Annotated in this window: 16 protein-coding genes; 10 read left to right on the top strand and 6 right to left on the bottom strand. The window is 67.0% G+C overall.

From position 1 onward, the window contains the following. Positions 1–65 precede the first annotated feature (65 nt). Positions 66–305, top strand: coding sequence for an antitoxin (locus ACFPUZ_RS09480; protein WP_377001674.1), 240 nt, complete (start codon positions 66–68; stop codon positions 303–305). A 2-nt stretch (positions 306–307) separates the two neighbouring features. Continuing rightward, complete coding sequence (locus ACFPUZ_RS09485; RefSeq protein WP_377001675.1) at positions 308–463, top strand: hypothetical protein; 156 nt, start codon at positions 308–310, stop codon at positions 461–463. Here ACFPUZ_RS09485 and ACFPUZ_RS09490 read toward each other — a convergent pair. Continuing rightward, positions 460–1,836 (bottom strand): succinic semialdehyde dehydrogenase, encoded by a 1,377-nt coding sequence (locus ACFPUZ_RS09490; RefSeq protein ID WP_377001676.1) that lies wholly within the window; start codon positions 1,834–1,836, stop codon positions 460–462. The genes ACFPUZ_RS09485 and ACFPUZ_RS09490 overlap by 4 nt on opposite strands. A 12-nt stretch (positions 1,837–1,848) precedes the next feature. On the opposite strand from ACFPUZ_RS09490, the gene ACFPUZ_RS09495 reads away from it, so the two are divergent. The 3 genes from ACFPUZ_RS09495 to ACFPUZ_RS09505 are packed head-to-tail and all read left to right on the top strand — an operon-like array spanning position 1,849 to position 3,700. After that, complete coding sequence (locus ACFPUZ_RS09495) at positions 1,849–2,589, top strand: SDR family oxidoreductase (protein WP_377001677.1); 741 nt, start codon at positions 1,849–1,851, stop codon at positions 2,587–2,589. A 10-nt stretch (positions 2,590–2,599) separates the two neighbouring features. Beyond that, complete coding sequence (locus tag ACFPUZ_RS09500) at positions 2,600–2,743, top strand: hypothetical protein (protein WP_377001678.1); 144 nt, start codon at positions 2,600–2,602, stop codon at positions 2,741–2,743. 15 nt (positions 2,744–2,758) lie between these two features. Continuing rightward, positions 2,759–3,700, top strand: coding sequence for a Sir2 family NAD-dependent protein deacetylase (locus ACFPUZ_RS09505; protein ID WP_377001679.1), 942 nt, complete (start codon positions 2,759–2,761; stop codon positions 3,698–3,700). A gap of 88 nt (positions 3,701–3,788) precedes the next feature. Here the strand turns inward: ACFPUZ_RS09505 and ACFPUZ_RS09510 are convergent, their stop codons facing one another. Continuing rightward, positions 3,789–4,661: a lipase family alpha/beta hydrolase gene (locus ACFPUZ_RS09510; RefSeq protein WP_377001680.1), complete on the bottom strand. Its 873-nt coding sequence runs from the start codon at positions 4,659–4,661 to the stop codon at positions 3,789–3,791. Between the two features lie 62 nt (positions 4,662–4,723). On the opposite strand from ACFPUZ_RS09510, the gene ACFPUZ_RS09515 reads away from it, so the two are divergent. Both ACFPUZ_RS09515 and amn read left to right on the top strand, forming a co-directional pair. After that, positions 4,724–5,239: a ferritin gene (locus tag ACFPUZ_RS09515; protein ID WP_377001681.1), complete on the top strand. Its 516-nt coding sequence runs from the start codon at positions 4,724–4,726 to the stop codon at positions 5,237–5,239. 151 nt (positions 5,240–5,390) lie between these two features. Next, positions 5,391–6,803, top strand: coding sequence for an AMP nucleosidase (gene amn / locus ACFPUZ_RS09520; protein WP_377001682.1), 1,413 nt, complete (start codon positions 5,391–5,393; stop codon positions 6,801–6,803). Between the two features lie 130 nt (positions 6,804–6,933). On the opposite strand, the gene ACFPUZ_RS09525 is transcribed toward amn, so the two are convergent. Next, positions 6,934–7,641: a FadR/GntR family transcriptional regulator gene (locus ACFPUZ_RS09525; RefSeq protein WP_377001683.1), complete on the bottom strand. Its 708-nt coding sequence runs from the start codon at positions 7,639–7,641 to the stop codon at positions 6,934–6,936. A gap of 10 nt (positions 7,642–7,651) precedes the next feature. Next, the gene (locus ACFPUZ_RS09530; protein ID WP_377001684.1) at positions 7,652–9,319 is read right to left on the bottom strand and encodes an L-lactate permease; all 1,668 of its coding nucleotides are present in this window, start codon (positions 9,317–9,319) and stop codon (positions 7,652–7,654) included. Between the two features lie 190 nt (positions 9,320–9,509). Here ACFPUZ_RS09530 and ACFPUZ_RS09535 point away from each other — a divergent pair, with 190 nt between their 5' ends. Genes ACFPUZ_RS09535 through ACFPUZ_RS09545 form a run of 3 tightly spaced genes read left to right on the top strand, consistent with a single transcriptional unit; the run spans position 9,510 to position 12,264 of the window. Then, positions 9,510–10,268, top strand: a complete 759-nt coding sequence (locus ACFPUZ_RS09535) for a (Fe-S)-binding protein (protein WP_377001685.1) — start codon at positions 9,510–9,512, stop codon at positions 10,266–10,268. Continuing rightward, positions 10,253–11,680, top strand: coding sequence for a LutB/LldF family L-lactate oxidation iron-sulfur protein (locus tag ACFPUZ_RS09540; RefSeq protein WP_377001686.1), 1,428 nt, complete (start codon positions 10,253–10,255; stop codon positions 11,678–11,680). Before ACFPUZ_RS09535 ends, ACFPUZ_RS09540 begins: the two co-directional genes overlap by 16 nt. After that, positions 11,677–12,264 carry a LutC/YkgG family protein gene (locus tag ACFPUZ_RS09545; RefSeq protein WP_377001687.1) on the top strand — a complete coding sequence of 196 codons (588 nt, stop codon included), beginning with the start codon at positions 11,677–11,679 and terminating at the stop codon, positions 12,262–12,264. Before ACFPUZ_RS09540 ends, ACFPUZ_RS09545 begins: the two co-directional genes overlap by 4 nt. Positions 12,265–12,269: 5 nt before the next feature. Here ACFPUZ_RS09545 and ACFPUZ_RS09550 read toward each other — a convergent pair whose 3' ends face one another. After that, entirely contained in the window at positions 12,270–13,100 is an 831-nt protein-coding gene (locus ACFPUZ_RS09550; protein WP_377001688.1) for a hypothetical protein, read from the bottom strand. Positions 13,101–13,107: 7 nt separating this feature from the next. Continuing rightward, complete coding sequence (locus ACFPUZ_RS09555) at positions 13,108–16,653, bottom strand: DEAD/DEAH box helicase family protein (protein WP_377001689.1); 3,546 nt, start codon at positions 16,651–16,653, stop codon at positions 13,108–13,110. Position 16,654 lies beyond the last annotated feature (1 nt).

Raw genomic sequence — 16,654 nt, forward strand, 5'->3', positions numbered from 1 at the left:
ACATCGCGTAACAACCGCCCGCGCGTAGTGGCGCGTGCCACATTTTCGTGACTACGGTCGGGGGCATGAGCATCTTCGAGAACGCCAAGAACAAGGCCAACGAGTACCTGAAGTCCGAGGCAGGCGAGCGCAAGTCCGATGAGCTGCTGGACAAGGCCGCCCAGCACGCCACCGACCGCCTCGGCGCGGACAAGGCGGAGCACATCCGGAAGGTGCGCGACGCCGCCGACGATCACCTGGGCGTGCCCAACGACACCGACGCCGAGGCTTCCGATGACCCGCAGTACGACGAGAACGCGCAGTAGTCATGGACGCCACTGATCCCCGGAACAACCCGGACGTCGAGCGCATCGAGGACATCGCCGAAACCGCCGTGGAGCACGCGGACGAGGAGGCGGAGCAGGAGGAACGCCCCTCCCCGGACGGGGAGGCCTCGGTCCCGCCCGTCCAGGACGAGCCCTAACGCAGGAGACGCCGGCCCAGCCGCAGCGCTGTGGTCAGCGTGCGGGCGTAGGCCTGGTGTGACAGGTCGGCCGGGCCGCTGATCGGCACCAGCCGCTGCACGGCCACGGTACGGGCCTCGGTGAATTTCAGCAGGCCCTCGTCCGCGTGCCTGCGCCCGACGCCCGACTGCTTCCAGCCGCCCATGGGTGCGTCGACGGAGGCCCAGGCGGCGGCGAAACCCTCGTTGATGTTGACGGTCCCGGCCTCCAGGCGGGAGGCCACCTCGCGGGCCTCGCGCACCGCGCCCCACACGGAGGCGTTGAGCCCGTAGTCGCTGTCGTTCGCCCGGGTGACGGCCTCGTCGACCGAACTGACGATCTCGATGTAGACGACCGGGCCGAACACCTCCTCGTTGTGGAGGTCGGAGTGGTGGGGGACGTCGATAAGCACGGTCGGGGAGTAGTAGAGGTCCTCATGGGTGCCGCCGGTGAGCACGCGGGCGCCGTGCGCGACCGCGGCGCTGACCAGCGCCGCGACGCGCTCGAGATGCTCCGCGCTGATGAGGCGGCCGATGTCGTCGGCCCACCCCAGGCCCAGGCGCAGCGCCTTCGTGGCGGCGACGAATTCCGCGATGAACTCCTCCGCGACCGCCTCGTGCACGAAGATCCGCTCGACGGAGATGCACAACTGGCCGGTGTTGGAGAAACACGCGCCCACCGCCCCGCGGGCTGCCCGCGCGGGGTCCGCCGAGGGCAGCACGATGAGCGGATTCTTCCCGCCCAGCTCCGCCGAGAACCCGATGAGCCGCTCGCCGGCCTGCGCCGCCAGCTTCCGGCCGACCGCCGTGGAACCGGTGAACATGAGGTAATCGCACCCGGCGGCCACGCGTTGCCCGGCCTCGGCCCCGCCCTCGACGATCTGCATGACGTCCTCCGGCAGGCCCGCCTCCCGAAGCAGGTCGAGCGCCAGGAGCGCGGTGCCGGTCGTCTTCTCATCCGGCTTGAGCACCACGGCGTTGCCCGCCAGCAGCGCCGGGATCGCGTCGGAGACCGCCAGGGACAACGGGTAGTTCCACGGGGCGATGATGCCCACCACGCCCTTCGGCGCGCGTTCCACATGCGTGGCCGTGAGCAGCGGCAATGCGCCCTTGGTGCGCCGCGGCGCGAGGAGGCGCGCCGCCCGGTACGCGTAGTGCCGCGCCGTGATGGCCACATCCATGACCTCGTTGAACGCGTCTTTCCGCGACTTACCGGTCTCGGCCTGGATGATGTCGAGCAGCTCCTCCTGCCGCTCGAGCACGAGATCATGGAAGGCGAGCATGACCGCCTTCCGCTCCGCGACGGGGGTGGTCGACCACTGCGACTGTGCGTGCCGGGCTGCGGGGAACGTCATACGCTTCAACCTATGCCATCAATCTTCATCACGGGGGCGGCCACCGGAATCGGCCGCGCCGTCGCCGAGCGTTTCCTCGCCGCGGGGTGGACCGTCGGCGCCTACGACATCAACCCGGTGACCTGGTCGGGCGCCGTCCACACCGGGCTTCTCGACGTCCGCTCCGCCGACTCCTGGGCCGCCGCCCTCGCGGACTTCCACGCCGTCGCCGGGCGTATCGACGTCGTGGACAACAACGCCGGCGTCATCGTCGACGGCCCCGTGGCCGCCGCCGATCCGGCGGCGCTGCAGCGGCTTATCGACGTCAACTGCCTCGGCGTGACCCTCGGGGCCCGTGCGTCGTACCGCTATCTGCGCGGCGGCGGCACTCTGGTGAACATGGCCTCGGCGTCCGCGATCTACGGGCAGCCCGGGATCGCCGCCTACTCCGCCTCGAAGTTCTACGTCGCCGGACTGACCGAGGCGTTGGGCCTCGAGTGGCGGAAGGAGAACATCCGCGTCGTCGACGTGTGGCCGCTGTGGGCGAAGACGTCGCTGGCGGAGGTGGAGGCGGTGTCGGTACGCCGGCTCGGCGTGCGGCTGACACCGGAACAGGTCGCGGACGTCGTGTGGACGGCGGCGACGGCCCGGGGCCGCTGGGCCCGCGGGAAGGTCCACTATGGGGTGTCCGCCCTGGACAAGGCACTCTACCTCGGTCGTTCGCTGGCGCCCGACCGGGTCGCGCGGCTGCTGACCAGAGTGCTGGCGGGGTAGGATCGCGGCCATGACCTCCCCACTCGAACAGGCGATTCTGGATGCAGTCGGCGGTACCGAGAACGCTGAGAACCACCCGCCCCAGGAGGCGGCGGTGCCGGAAGGCAACTCCCACGACGACCTCATTGAGAAGCTGCTCGGCGGGAATGCCTAGGTTGTCAGGCTGCTCGTGAGCACTCCATCGTTCTCGGATCCCGCGATCAACGATTCGCACCGCTCCGCGCTGCGCTCGATCCAGCGGGTCGTCGCCGAGACCGCGGAGGCGACCCCGCCGGAGCAGGCGTTGCCGCAGGTGGCGGACCTGCTGCGCGAGGGCCCCGCACTGGTGCTCACCGGCGCGGGCGTGTCCACCGACTCCGGCATCCCCGACTACCGCGGGCCCCGTGGATCGCTGAGCCGCCACCGGCCGATGACCTACCAGGAGTTCCGGCACGATCCGGCGGCCTCGCACCGCTACTGGGCGCGTTCCTTCGTCGGGTGGCGGCAGATGGACGAGGCCGCCCCCAACCGCACCCACTTCGCGCTCGTGGAGCTGGAGCGCGCCGGGTTCCTCACCGGTGTGGTCACCCAGAATGTCGACGGCCTGCACCGGGAGGCGGGGTCCGAAAACCTCCTCCACCTGCACGGGGACCTGGACACCGTCATGTGCCTGGACTGCGGTTACCGCGAGGACCGGCGTCTGTTGGGCGAGCGTCTCGAGGCCGCCAACCCCGGCTACCTGGCCTCCATCGCCGTCGATGCCTCCATGGTCAACCCGGACGGCGATGTCACCCTGCCGCAGTCGGTGGTGGATCGTTTCGTCATGGTCGGCTGCGTGCGCTGCGGGTCGGTGCGGCTCAAGCCGGATGTGGTGTATTTCGGGGAGCCGGTGCCTGCCGCGCGGAAGGAGCGCGCGGCTGCGATGGTGGAGGCAGCGTCGGCGTTGCTGGTGGCCGGCTCCTCGCTGGCGGTGATGAGCGGCTACCGATTCGTCCTGGAGGCCCAGCGCCAGGGAAAACGGGTGGTTGTGATCAACGGCGGGCCGGGGCGGGCCGATACGCGCGTCGATGTGCTGTGGCGGACCCCGGTGGCCCCGGCCTTCGATGCACTGCTGGATGAGCTGGGGCTGTAGCCCGGCGTGCGGGCGTACCCGTCTGTGCCGATTCACCCGAGGAAATGCCGCGGTATTGCGACAGCGGGGTACGCGAGAACGCGCCGTCTCAGGCCGCGAGCCGGCCGAGGGCGTCCCGGACGATCCGACGGACCTTCGCATCGCCCGGCAGGTCGACGTGGAGCACCATCGACTTCGGTTCCAGGTCCTGGACGACGATGTTGGTGATGTCCGCCGCCGGGTCCGCGGACTCCAGGAAGCACGTCTCCAGCGGTTGGATGATGGTGTCGAACTTCGTCGCGATGTTCGTGTACCCCACCCCTTCCTCGGTGTCGCCGTCGGCGTTGATTTCGTCGAGCAACGGGTGGCCGGTGATGAGCTGGAAACCGGAGGGCCCGAACCAGGAGGAGATGGCGGAGGCCATCATCGATTCGCCGATCTTCGTGTTGGCGATGGAGGAGAGCATGCCGCCCATCGTGGTCCCGTGGTGGGGCGCGCCGAGGGTGACCAGGTGTTTCACGTGGGGAGCGCCGTCGAGGATGCGCATCCAGTAGCGGGCGAGCACCCCGCCCTGGGAGTGCCCGACGAGGATGACCTGCTGCGCGCGGGTGACCTGCCTGACGACCTCGATGTAGGCGCCGACCTGTTCGGCGGATTCTTCGACGCGGGCCGTGCAGCGTTGGCCGAATTCGGGGGCGAAGACGGCCCAGCCGTCCGCCCGCAGGTCGACGGCGAGGTTCTGCCAGATGCCGTTGGTGTCGCCCGTGCCGTGGATGAGGATGACGGGCCACGGTTTTTCCGGCGTGGGGCGGGCGCGCCAGTCATCCTCGTAGTGGCCGCGGGTGGGCATGCGGGCGGCGAGCGGGAGGTCCGGTTTCGTCGGGACCCGCGGGCTGTCCCCCGTCTTCTCGAAACTCTGGCGCAGTCGGTGCATGCGGTCACTGAGTTCCTGCTGGAGTTCGGCGAGGTAGTCGGTGGCCATGCGGCCCAGCCTAACGAAGTCCCGTCAGTGACACCCGGCACAAATCTCCCTAGCATGGTGGCATGACGATCAACGAGAAACTTCTGGACACCCTGAACAAGCAGGTCACCGCCGAGCAGCAGGCCGCGCTCATCTACCAGCAGCTCGCCTACGAGCTGTCGTCGCTGTCCCTGACCGGCATGAGCACGTGGATGGCGGCGCAGGCGGATGAGGAGCGCGTCCACGCCGGCAAGATCGCCGACCACATCCTCGCCCGTGGGGAGCACGTCACGCTGACGAACATCGAGATCCCGGAGCTGTCGGTCACTTCCGCCCTCGATGCGTTCACCATCGCGTACGAGCATGAGCAGAAGGTCTCGGAGATGATCCGCAACCTGGCACGGGTGGCCGATGAGGTGCAGGACTTCGATTCCCGCACGCTGATCAACTGGTTCCTCAACGAGCAGATCGAGGAGGAGGACACGGTCGGCGGCATCATCGATCAGCTGAAGATGGTCGGCGACGACGGCGCCGGTCTGCTGCGAATCGACGCCCGCCTCGGCGCCGAGCGTGAGCCCGCGGCAGGTCCCCTGCAGTAATTTCTCCCCACCCCTAGACAGAGAAGGGTAGCCTAACCTATTCTGAGGTGGCTCCAACCTCTTCTGGACTGAGGCGGGAACCGGTGGACGTGGTGGTTCACCCCGGTTCCCGCCTCAGTGCATTCTCCGGTTTCTCGCTAGGCTGGCGCCCATGGAACAGGTTCACGATGTCGACGCGGCCGTCGATGGCCTCGTCGAACTCTATGATCACGCCACCGCCCTCGCCCACACCGTCCTCGACGAGGGCACCTACGACGACTACCGCGACGTCACCTACCCCAAGATCATCGTCGACGTGAAGTCCTGGCAACCCATCGACCGCAACGAACCCTTCGGCTATGTCGACGAGGCCGGGCGCTACTCCGCCACCCTCTCCAAGCCGCACATCATCCGCGACTACCTGCGCGAACAGCTCACCCGACTGACGGACAACTACCCGTGCGACATCTGGATCGGCCCGTCGTCGGAAAGAATCCCGCCGGAGTATATCCGCGGCATCGGCGGTATATCCGAGGCGCGGCGCGCCGGGGACAGCGCCGCCGAGATCCCGCGCCCCACGCTCGACGACGTCCACGACGGCATCGTCGACGGGGAATGGGACTCCTTCCACGGTGCGGAAAAACCCCTGTTCCACTTCGGCCCGCAACGATTCGACATCGCCTGCGCCCGCATCGAGCACTACACCGGCATCGAGGTGGAGACGCTGCAGCGCTTCATCCTCTTCACCAACTACGACATGCACAGCACCGAGTTCGTCGACTTCGGCATCGGCGAACTTACCCGCGAGGACTCCCGCTACACCGACCTCCTGCTCCCCTCCGGCCGGCAGATCTCCCGCGACAACGCCGCGCGTATCGACGCCCCCTCCCTCAACCTCGCCTCCCGCTACCAGATGCCCCGCTACGACCTGTGCACCCGCGACGGCGACGGCATCACCATGATCAACATCGGGGTCGGCCCCTCCAACGCCAAGACCATCACCGACTGCCTCGCCGTCCTGCGCCCCGAGGCCTGGATCATGATCGGCCACTGCGCCGGCATGGACGGACGCATGCGCATCGGCGACCTCATCCTCGGCAACGCCTACCAGCGCCAGGACAATATTCTTGACGGCCACATCTCCCGCGAGATCCCCATTCCCGCGGTGCCCGAGATCCAGATCGCGCTCGAGGCCGCCGTCGAGGAGATCTACGGCGCGGACACCTCGCTCATGCGCACCGGCACCGTCTTATCCACCGCCGACCGCAACTGGGAGTGGTACACCCCCCGCGAACTGTGGGAGAACCTGCGCGGATCCACCGCTGCGGCCGTCGACATGGAATCCTGCGCACTCGCCGCCAACGGCTACCGCTACCGCGTCCCCTATGGCACGCTGCTCTCCGTCTCCGACCTGCCCCTGCACGCCGTGCCCAAGCTCCCCGCCCAGGCGCAGGCCTTCTACTCCAACTCCAAGCAGGCCCACGTCATGTGCGCGGTGCGGGCGGTGGAGGCACTCGCTGAGAACCCGGAGAGGCTGCGCACCCGCAAACTGCGGCGCGCGATCGGGGAGGTGCCGTTCAGGTAGTGGGGGTCAGCCCGCCGCGTCCATGACCCGCTGCGCGCGCAGCAGAACGGGGCGGTCGATCATTTCGCCGTCGAGCCCGGAGGCGAGCCCCCAGTCAGCGCACTGTCACCAACCTACTGACCGAGTGCAGCTAGCCTCCCAGCCGCGAGAACCAGGTGATGTGCTCGCGCAGCAGGTCGGCGGCGCGCTCCCCGGCCCGCTCGCGCACCGCCGCGAGGATCTCGCGGTGCTGCTCCTGCAGGGTGCGGCTGATGGCGGGCCAGTCGGGGAGGGTGGCCACCATTTCCTGGATATATCCGATGGTGGCCGCACGCAGGGAGGACATCATCGTCTCGACGACCACGTTGCCCGCCAGCGACGTGAGCAGAATGTGGAACTGGGCGTCGAGGGCGTGGAACTCGGCGGCGGGGAGCCCGGGATGGTCCATGAGATCGAGAATCTCCCCGGCGCGGGCCAGGGTGGCGTCACGTTCCGGGGAGTCGGGGGCGGCGGCTGCCGCGCGGGCGGCCTGGGTCTCCAGGAGGAGGCGGGTCTCCACCAGGTCGCGGACGGGCAGGGCCCGGGTGGCCACGTGCATCCGGAGGGCCCAGGCCAGGGCGGCGGAGGGCTCGGAGATGACGATGGCACCGGCGTTGGGGCCCGACCCGACGGCCGAGCGGACCAGCCCCATGGCGTCGAGAATGCGGGTGGCCTCGCGCACGGAGGCGCGGGATATACCGAACTGTTCGGCGAGGGTGCGTTCGCCGGGAAGCTTGTCGCCCACGACGATCTCACCGGAGCGTAGCTGCTCCTCGAGCCAGTCGAGGACGACGGAGTAGGCGCGAGGAGGAGTGGTCATGCTCCCGAGTCTAGACGGGGAGCATCCCCGCCAGGACGTTCGACTGCAGGTACACCAGGGTGCACAGCAGGAGCAGCAGCCCGACGGACCACCACACGACGGAGCGGAAGATGGCGGATTCGCGGCCCTCGAGGTTGACGGCGGTGGCGGCGATGGCCAGCGACTGCGGGGAGATCATCTTGCCCACCACGCCGCCGGAGGTGTTGGCCGCGGTCATGAGGTGCGGGTCGAGGCCGGTCTCCAGGGCGGCGGTCTTCTGCAGGTTGGCGAACAGGGCGTTGGCCGAGGTGTCCGATCCGGTGACCGCCGTGCCCAGCCAGCCGAGGACGGGCGAGAGAAACGCGAAGATCGCGCCGAGCCCGGCGACCCACGTGCCGATGGCGATGGTCTGGCCGGAGAAGTTCATCACGTACGCCAGGGAGAGCACGCTCATGATGGTCAGGGCCGACCAGCGCATCTTGTGGAAGCAGCGGCCGATCTCCAGGAGGGCGTCGATAAGCGACAACCGGAAGCGACCACCGCCGTGGAAGACGGAGTACACGCCGGCGACGAGCAGGCCGGAGATGAACAGCAGCGTGCCGGGCGAGGACAGCCACTGGAATTTGTAGACGGTGCCGGAGATCGGCGTGCCGTCGGCGCCGAGGAGGCGGCCGTCGAGGCCGGGCCACGGGATCTTGACGTCGGTGGCGGCGAGCAGGGCCGGAATATTGACGCCGAAGGTCCACAGCTTCGCGACACCGAAAACGGCCACGACCAGCACGTAGGGGAGCACGGCCATCCATACGCGGCCGGGGGTGAGGGCCTCCGGGGCCGCGGGCTTCTCGACGCCGAGGCGCTCGCGGACGGCGTCGGCACCCCGCGGGCGCCAGAAACGAAGCAGGACGACGGCCGCGGCGAGGCCGACGAGGGCGGCGACGATGTCGGTGAGCTCATAGGAGAAGTGCGTGGCGCACCACCACTGGGCGATGGCGAAGGACACGCCGATGGTGAGCGCGGCGGGCCAGGCTTCGCGCAGGCCGCGGACGCCGTCGATGATGAGCAGCAGGATGAAGGGCACGAGCACCGCGAAGAAGGGGGCCTGGTGGCCGACGACGGCGCCGATGGTGGCGGAATCGAGACCCGTGAGGGTGCCGGCGGTGGTGATGGGGATGGCCACGGCGCCGAAGGCGACGGGCGCGGTGTTGGCCAGCAGCACCACGGTGGCGGTCTTGAGCGGGGTGAGTCCGAGGGCGAGGATCATGGTCGCCGTGATGGCGACCGGGGCGCCGAAGCCCGCGAGCGCTTCAAGCAGTCCGCCGAAGCAGAAGGCGATGAGGATAGCCTGGATACGCAGGTCGCCGCCGCCGATGGTGTCGAAGATGGTGCGCATGTCCTCGAAGCGGCCTGATAGCACTGTGACCTGGTAGAACCAGAGCGCCAGCACGACGATCCAGACGATGGGGAACAGTCCGAAGACCGCTCCCTGGCTGGCGGAGAGCAGCGCCAGATCCGCGGGCATGCCGTAGGCGAATATAGCCACGAGCAGGGCGACGGCCAGGGACGTGAGGCCGGAGATGTGGGCGCGGGCCTTGACGGCCAGCAGCATCACGAAGAACGTGATGAGGGGGAGCGTGCCGACGAGTGCCGACAGGGCGAGGTTGCCGCCGACGGCGTCGGTGAGCGCGGTGTAGGTGGTCACGCGGACTCCTTGCTGAGATGATGTGGTCGGACCACTGTGGTCAGTCCACGGGAGCGTATATGGCGCGGCTCACATCCGTCAAGGGGTGTGACGGGATTTGTGTGGCTTGCATCACGGGCCTACAGGGATTAGTATGGTCAGACCACAGTAGGTCAGTCGCCTCACGTAACCACCTCCACCTGGAGAAACCATGAAAATAGCCCTCTTCGCCACGTGCATCGTGGACGCGATGTTCCCCCGCGTGGCCATCGCCACCACCCGGATCCTCGAACGCCTCGGACATGAGGTCGTCTTCCCCGAGGACCAGGGCTGCTGCGGCCAGATGCACGTCAACAGCGGTTACCTCACCGACGCCCTGCCGGTCGTGCGCAATCACGTCCGCGCCTTCGAGGACGCCGACATCATCGTCGCGCCCTCCGGCTCCTGCGTCGCCTCCGTCCGCCATCAGCAACCCATGGTCGCCCGCGCCGGCGGCGACACCGGCCTCGAAGGGGCCGCCACCGCGCTGGCCACCCGCACCTACGAGCTCTCCGAGCTGCTTGTCGACGTCCTCGGCGTCACCGACGCCGCCGACCTCGGCTCCTACTTCCCCCACACCGTCACCTACCACCCCTCCTGCCACGGCAAACGCCTGCTGCGCCTGGGGGACCGCCAGATCGACCTCATCCGCACCGTCGAGGGCATCGACGTCCGCCCGCTTCCCGACGCCGCCGAGTGCTGCGGATTCGGCGGCACCTTCTCCTTCAAGAACCCGGATGTCTCCGGCGCGATGGTCGAGGCGAAGATCGCCAACATCACCCGCTCGGGAGCGGACATCTGCACCGGCGGCGACACCGCCTGCCTCCTGCACATCGGCGGTGCGATGGACAAGCGGGGAGAGGATGCCCAGACCCTCCACTTCGCGGAAATTCTCGCCTCGACGAAGGAGCAGCCATGGAACGTGCAGTGAACCTCGGTATACCCACCTACGGGCAGGGCAACCTGCACATCGACCGCCCCTTCCCGGCGGCGGCGAAGGACGAGCTGCGCAACACCCAGATGCGCGCCAACATCCGCCACGCCACCCACACCATCCGCGGCAAGCGGGCCGCCGTCGCCGGCGAGCTCCCCGACTGGGAGGACCTGCGCTCCACCGGTTCCGCGGTGAAGGAAGGCGTCATGGCGCGCCTGCCGGAACTGCTCGCACAATTCGAGCAGGAATTCACCGACCGTGGCGGAATCGTGCACTGGGCAAGGGATGCTGCGGAGGCGAACGCGATCGTCGAGAAGCTCATCCGCGAGACCGGTGAAACCGAGATCCTCAAGGTCAAGTCCATGGCCACCCAGGAGATCGGACTCAACGAACACCTCGCGGAGGCCGGCATCGACGCCATCGAGACGGACCTGGCCGAACTCATCGTCCAGCTGGGCAACGACAAACCCTCCCACATCCTCGTCCCCGCGATCCACCGCAACCGCCGCGAGATCCGCGATATTTTCACCCCCCACATGCCCGGACCGCTCACCGACGAGCCGAAGGTGCTCGCCGAGGCCGCCCGCCAGCACCTGCGGGAGAAGTTCCTGCGGGCGAAGGTCGCGGTGTCCGGGGCGAACTTCGGCGTCGCCGCGACCGGCACCCTCGCCGTCGTCGAATCCGAGGGCAACGGGCGCATGTGCCTCACGCTCCCGGAGACCCTCATTACGGTGATGGGTATTGAGAAGATCGTGCCCACCTGCGAGGATCTCGAGGTATTCCTGCAGCTCCTGCCCCGTTCCTCCACGGGCGAGCGCATGAACCCCTACACCTCCCTGTGGACCGGCGTCCACGAGGGCGACGGGCCCCGCAACGTCCACCTTGTGCTCCTGGACAACGGCCGCTCCGCCGTGCTCTCCGACCCCGCGGGCCGCTCCGCGCTGCACTGCATCCGCTGCTCCGCCTGCCTCAACGTCTGCCCCGTCTACGAGCACGCCGGCGGCCACGCCTACGGTTCCACCTACCCCGGGCCCATCGGCGCGATCCTCTCCCCGCAGCTCACGGGCCTGGAGGCGGAGGCGAATGCCTCGCTGCCCTTCGCGTCCACCCTGTGCGGTGCGTGCTACGACGTCTGCCCCGTGAAGATCAACATCCCCGACATTCTCGTCCACCTTCGGGCGCGGGCGGTCGAGGAGGTGGAGCGTCCCGGCCAGATGTCGCTGCTGATGAAGGGGGCGTCGCTGGTCATGCGCTCCGGGCGCATCATGTCGCTGCTCGAGAGGGCGCTGCCGCTCGCGCGTTTCCGCATCAGGTGGCTACCGGGGCTGATCGGCGGCTGGACCCAGCAGCGCGTGGTGCCCGCGCCCCCGAAGCAATCTTTCCGCCACTGGTTCAAGGAGAATCGATGAACGCCCGCTCCGAGATTCTAGGTCGGCTGCGTGAGGCACTGGCCGATGCGCCGGTGATCCCGGAGGTGCCGCGTGCTTATCGACGCCGGTCTACGGCGGGGGCTGCCGAGATCCGCGAGATGCTCGTCGACCGGCTGGTGGATTACCGGGCGTCGGTGCATTCCGCCTCGGCGGAGGAGCTGCCGGATGTGCTGGCCAGGTTGGTTACCGGACCCGTGGTGTTGCCTGCCGGGATTGATCGAGCCTGGTTACCGCAGGTGTCGGAGGTGACGGATCCCTTGGAGGCGGCGTGCGTGATCACCTCCTCCACCGTGTCGTGCGCGGAGACCGGCACCATCATCCTCACCGGTCAACCGGCTGAGGGGCGGCGCGAGCTGTCGCTCATCCCCGACCACCACATCTGCATCGTGCCTGCCGACACGATCGTGGAACTGTTCCCGGAGGCGTGGGAGCGGGTGGCCGCAGTCGGGTTGGAGGGGCCGATCACGATGATCTCCGGGCCTTCGGCCACTTCCGACATCGAACTCGAGCGCGTCGAAGGAGTTCATGGGCCGCGGCGGCTGGATGTAGTGATCCTGGGGTAGGGGCTTTAGTCTCCTTGGTCGAGTGTCAGCGTCGTCAGTTTGTGAAGGGCATCCCACAAGCCGCTGTTGGCGATCATGATGGCAGCCCCCTCGATCACACACCCCACGTGAAGGGGCGGGGTGTCTTCGGCTCCGAGACACATCTGAAGAGGGGTGGAATGACCTTCCAGATGGCCGGTGATCACGTGGAACTGCAGACCCGTGAGGGTATTAGTTCGGGTCTGCAACTGGGCCACCTCCAGGACAATCCAGGTGGCGGATCCCAGGTCGCCGGAGAGCACTCCGCTCAGGTAGGCCTCGACATGCGGGCAGTGAAGGAACCCCGAGGTCGGGTATACGGTGAGAGGCCCGTCCGCAGTAGAGATTTGCTCAAAGTTCTTTGCGCGGACGCGCTGCCACTCTTCCACGCTCGGGTAGACCTCAACGTCTGTCGCCAGCGCTGCGATTCGCAGATCGGGATAGAACTGTGAGCATTCAGTGATCAGCCCAGGGGCCTCGATGAATGGGAATCTGAAGGGCTCATCGATCTGTGCAGTGAAAAAGTCGTGTGCTCTGCCGCTTTGATCGAAGGTCTGAATGAGACCGGTGACATCATTGATCATCCCGGCGGTAGCGGGCCAGAAGGCCGTTTCTACGGCGAAGGAGGGGAACATGGTGATGAGTTCCTGCTGGACCATGATGATCAGGCGGGCTCCACTGGCATCCTGATACACCAGTAGTTGTTCACATGCCTCCCAGCCCTCGAACACGGCGATGCCCTGTCCCACCGCAGCGTCCGCCAGTTCGGCAAAGGTAGGGGCATCGAATCCGACCGCAGAGAGATCCGGGGAAATCATGCTTTCCTCAGCCCACCGCGTCTGTAGAGGCGTTGATGCGGGTGAGGCGCGAACTGAGGTCCACCACGATGGCCGGATCACCGTTGAAGAGTTCCACAGGATTGCCGTAGGCGTCGAAGGGAGCCTCAAACAGCTGTTTTGTCTCGAGACGGCCGGTCTTGACCAGGGTGTCGACGATGGCGCGGATGAAACCGATCTGGTTTGCACTCAGAGTGGAACCGTGGAGAAGGTCGGCGAACTCCGCGCGAACGGCCGCCTCCTCGAGTCCCACGAGACGACGGATGAAGTCCGGAATGGAATCTGCCCCCAGCTTCTCCCTCAGCTCGTCAACACCTTCCAGTGCAGATGCGGCCACCAACGATTCGAGAGCCGTGATGTCGTCCGAGGTGAGGGGGCGTGCCGTCCGCAGCTTCTGCATGGGAATGGAGTCGAGGTGGGGTTGCAGCGCCGCGCGCAACTTCTCTTCGACACGGGAGGTGTTGATGAATACGTTGGCTTCTCCTGAGGGCAGGTCGAAGTCGGCGATCTGCCCGAATTCGTCCTCGAAGTCCGTGACCACGGTCTTCCGCTCATGTTGGGGGAGGAAGTCCACCAGGTCTCGGAGCCTGCGTCGTACTGTTTCCAGTTCCTCGATGGTGACGTCCACCCACCATTCCGGGTCGGACACCTGCGAGAGGAGTTCGCGCTGGGCGACAACAGGGGCAATGTTGTCGACAGTGAGCAGGTCGGTGGCGATCTTCTCTACCCGGCCGCGGTTCTTCTCCCAGGAGGCATCCGGTGCTACGAGCGCCAGCTGCAACTGGAGGAGGAGCAGGTCAAAGCGTTTGGCGGATTCCTTGTCCTCCATGGTGGGCATGGGTAAAGCGGCGATGTGCTCGCCGAGCTGCTCGACATCGGACTCCGTCAGGGTGGTCCATGCATCGCTGCGACGGTAGTGCTCGAGGACCGGTTTGTCCTGCGGGCGGACGAGGATGTGCCCGGGCGGGATGGACTGGACCAGGCAGTGGAGGTGGGAGGAGAGTTCGGTGCGGTGGGGGCTGGCGTCGAGAAGCGAGACCAAACGGGCGCGGCTGAGGAACAGTCGCTCCGAGAGCGTGATCTGTCGGGCACCGGTGACGTCGGGGACATCACCGCGCAGGAAGTTTTCCGCATTGCCGCAGAAATCGAAGACGTAGAACACGTTTTTGTCCACGCCGGGGGCGAAAAGGTCCGGGCACAGGCGGGTGCCGCGGCCCATCATTTGCCAGAACTTCGTCGTGGAGTAGACGGGGCGGAAGAAGACGAGGTTGACTACCTCGGGGACGTCGATACCCGTGTCCAGCATGTCGACACTGATGGCCACGTTCATGCCGCTCGTGGGGTTCTTGAACTCTCTAATCGCGGCGGAGGCGTAGCGGGTGGAGTGCGTGATCACCTTCGCGGCTTGCTGCGCGTACTGGGGAAAGTGCCGGTCGAACTCCTGCTTGATCAGTTCCGCGTGCTGTTGGGTGCGACCGAAGATGATGGTCTTGCCCAGCTGGTCACCGCCCACCTTGATGCCGTGCGTCACCAGGGTGGACAGCACCTGGCGGATGGTGTCCAGGTTGTACAGGCGGGCGTTGATCTCGGCGGGGCTGGCGCCGTCCGGCGGGGGCAAGGGTTCACCGGATTCATCCGTCCCCCAGTCGAGGGCATCCCAGCGCAGTTGATCGTCCTCGGAGAGTTCCTCATAGCGCATCCCCCTGCGCAGGAACAGAGAATCCTGCGTTTTCACGGCGTACCGGACCAGGTGGCCGTCCTCGATCGCCTGCTCCAGGGTGTAGGCACCGGTGGGGACCTTGTCGTCGATGTCGAAGAGCAGGTACGTGTCGCGGTGGACTTCCTCCCTCGGAGTGGCGGTCAGGCCGAGAACGTAGGCGTCGAAGTAGTCGAGGATCCGCTTGAAGCGGTGGTAGATGGACCGGTGGGCCTCGTCCACGATGATGAGCTCGAATTCGAAGGGATTGAAGCGGGCCGGTGTGGTGCCGTCATCGCTGATCAGCCCCATCATCGTCTGATAGGTGGACACATACACCTGGCCGACGCCCTGTGGCTCAGCCAGCAGGTTGACCGGCGCTGCATCCGGGTAGAGGCTGACAAAGCTGTCATGTGCCTGCTCCACCAGGGCGGTGCGGTCCGCCAGGAAGAGAACCTTGCCCACCCAGCCGGCCTCACGCAGCAGTTTGGAAGTGGCAATGGCCACACGCGTCTTGCCCGTGCCCGTCGCCATGACGAGCAGCGCACGCCGCCGTCGCTCATCCTGGTAGGCCTCGGCGACCCGCCGGATCACCTCCAGCTGATAATCACGGTCCGCTATCTGCGGGTCGACCGGAATGGTGGCCAGGTCACGGCGGTGGCGGCGGCGGTGGATGAGAGTGCGCAGTTGCGCAGTCGTCGGGTATCCCTCGACCTGCCGGGAACCGTATCCGGCACCACTGCCGGGCAGGTGGGCAGCGTCATCGGTGAGGTGGATGATGTGGCCGTTGGTAGTGAAAATGACAGGCCGCTGTCCGTGCTGCGCTTCCAGACGATCCGCGTAAAGCTGCGCCTGCATGAGACCTACGGACATGCTGGAACTGGATTTCTTCGCCTCCACCACGGCCAGGGGCTGGCCGGTATCGTCCCACAGGACGTAGTCGATGTACCCCTTCCCGCTGTGGTTCTCGGCGGAGATGGGCATGCCGGTGACCGGGTGCTCGATGGTGAGGTTGCGGTCGGCGATGAATCCAGCCTCGGCCAGCATGGGGTCGATGAGGTCGCGCCGGGTCTGTGCTTCGCTTATCGACGCCGGGATACTCAGCGCCGCCCCCGCGCCCGCCAGCATTTCCTGTTGTTGACGCAGCTCTGCCCGCAGGCGGGCGATTTCCTTATCGCGTTCCTCCGCGATCTCCTTCAGGCGGGCCTGATTCTCCTCCGCCTCCGCGCGGGCCTGCTCGAAGCGCGCCTTCTCCGCGGCGTGCTGCTCCGCTTGCCGGAGCTTGTCTGCTTCTGCTTGGTCGAGCAGGAGTGCTGACTGTTCCAGCTCCGCGTCCTTCGCCTGTAGCTGTGCGGCCATCTCCTTCAGCTGGGCGCGAGAGATTTGCGGCTGCGGAGTCGCCTGCTTGAGCAGGGTCTGGTCGAAGGGAACCGTCGGGCGGTGCTCGGGGTGTGCAGAGTGGCGGGCGGTGGCGAAGTTGAGGACGTCAAACAGGTGCATGAGCAGGTTGACGGATGCCTGCGGCTGAATGACGGCATCCCCATGCACGGCGTTATTGCCGACTTTGCGGATGACATGCATCTTGTCCAGCTGCTGCTTCGGAACGGCGCGAATGAACCCCGGATCCTTCATGAGGCCAAAGAGATCGAGACCCTCGGTCAGACCCAGTCCACGGAACTCCCAGATGTGGCGCACCAGGCGTTCTAGTACATGCCGGGAGAGGAAGCAGCTGACCTTCGGGTCCGACAACGCGGTGCGTTCCGCCTGCAGACAGTCCCGCAGCAACGCCGGCCACACCCGCCCGATGAAGGCGAAGTTACTCGGGGAAGGAGAGGTCATG

Origin of the sequence: Corynebacterium nasicanis (assembly GCF_042658165.1) — a bacterium.
Lineage (GTDB): Bacteria > Actinomycetota > Actinomycetes > Mycobacteriales > Mycobacteriaceae > Corynebacterium > Corynebacterium nasicanis.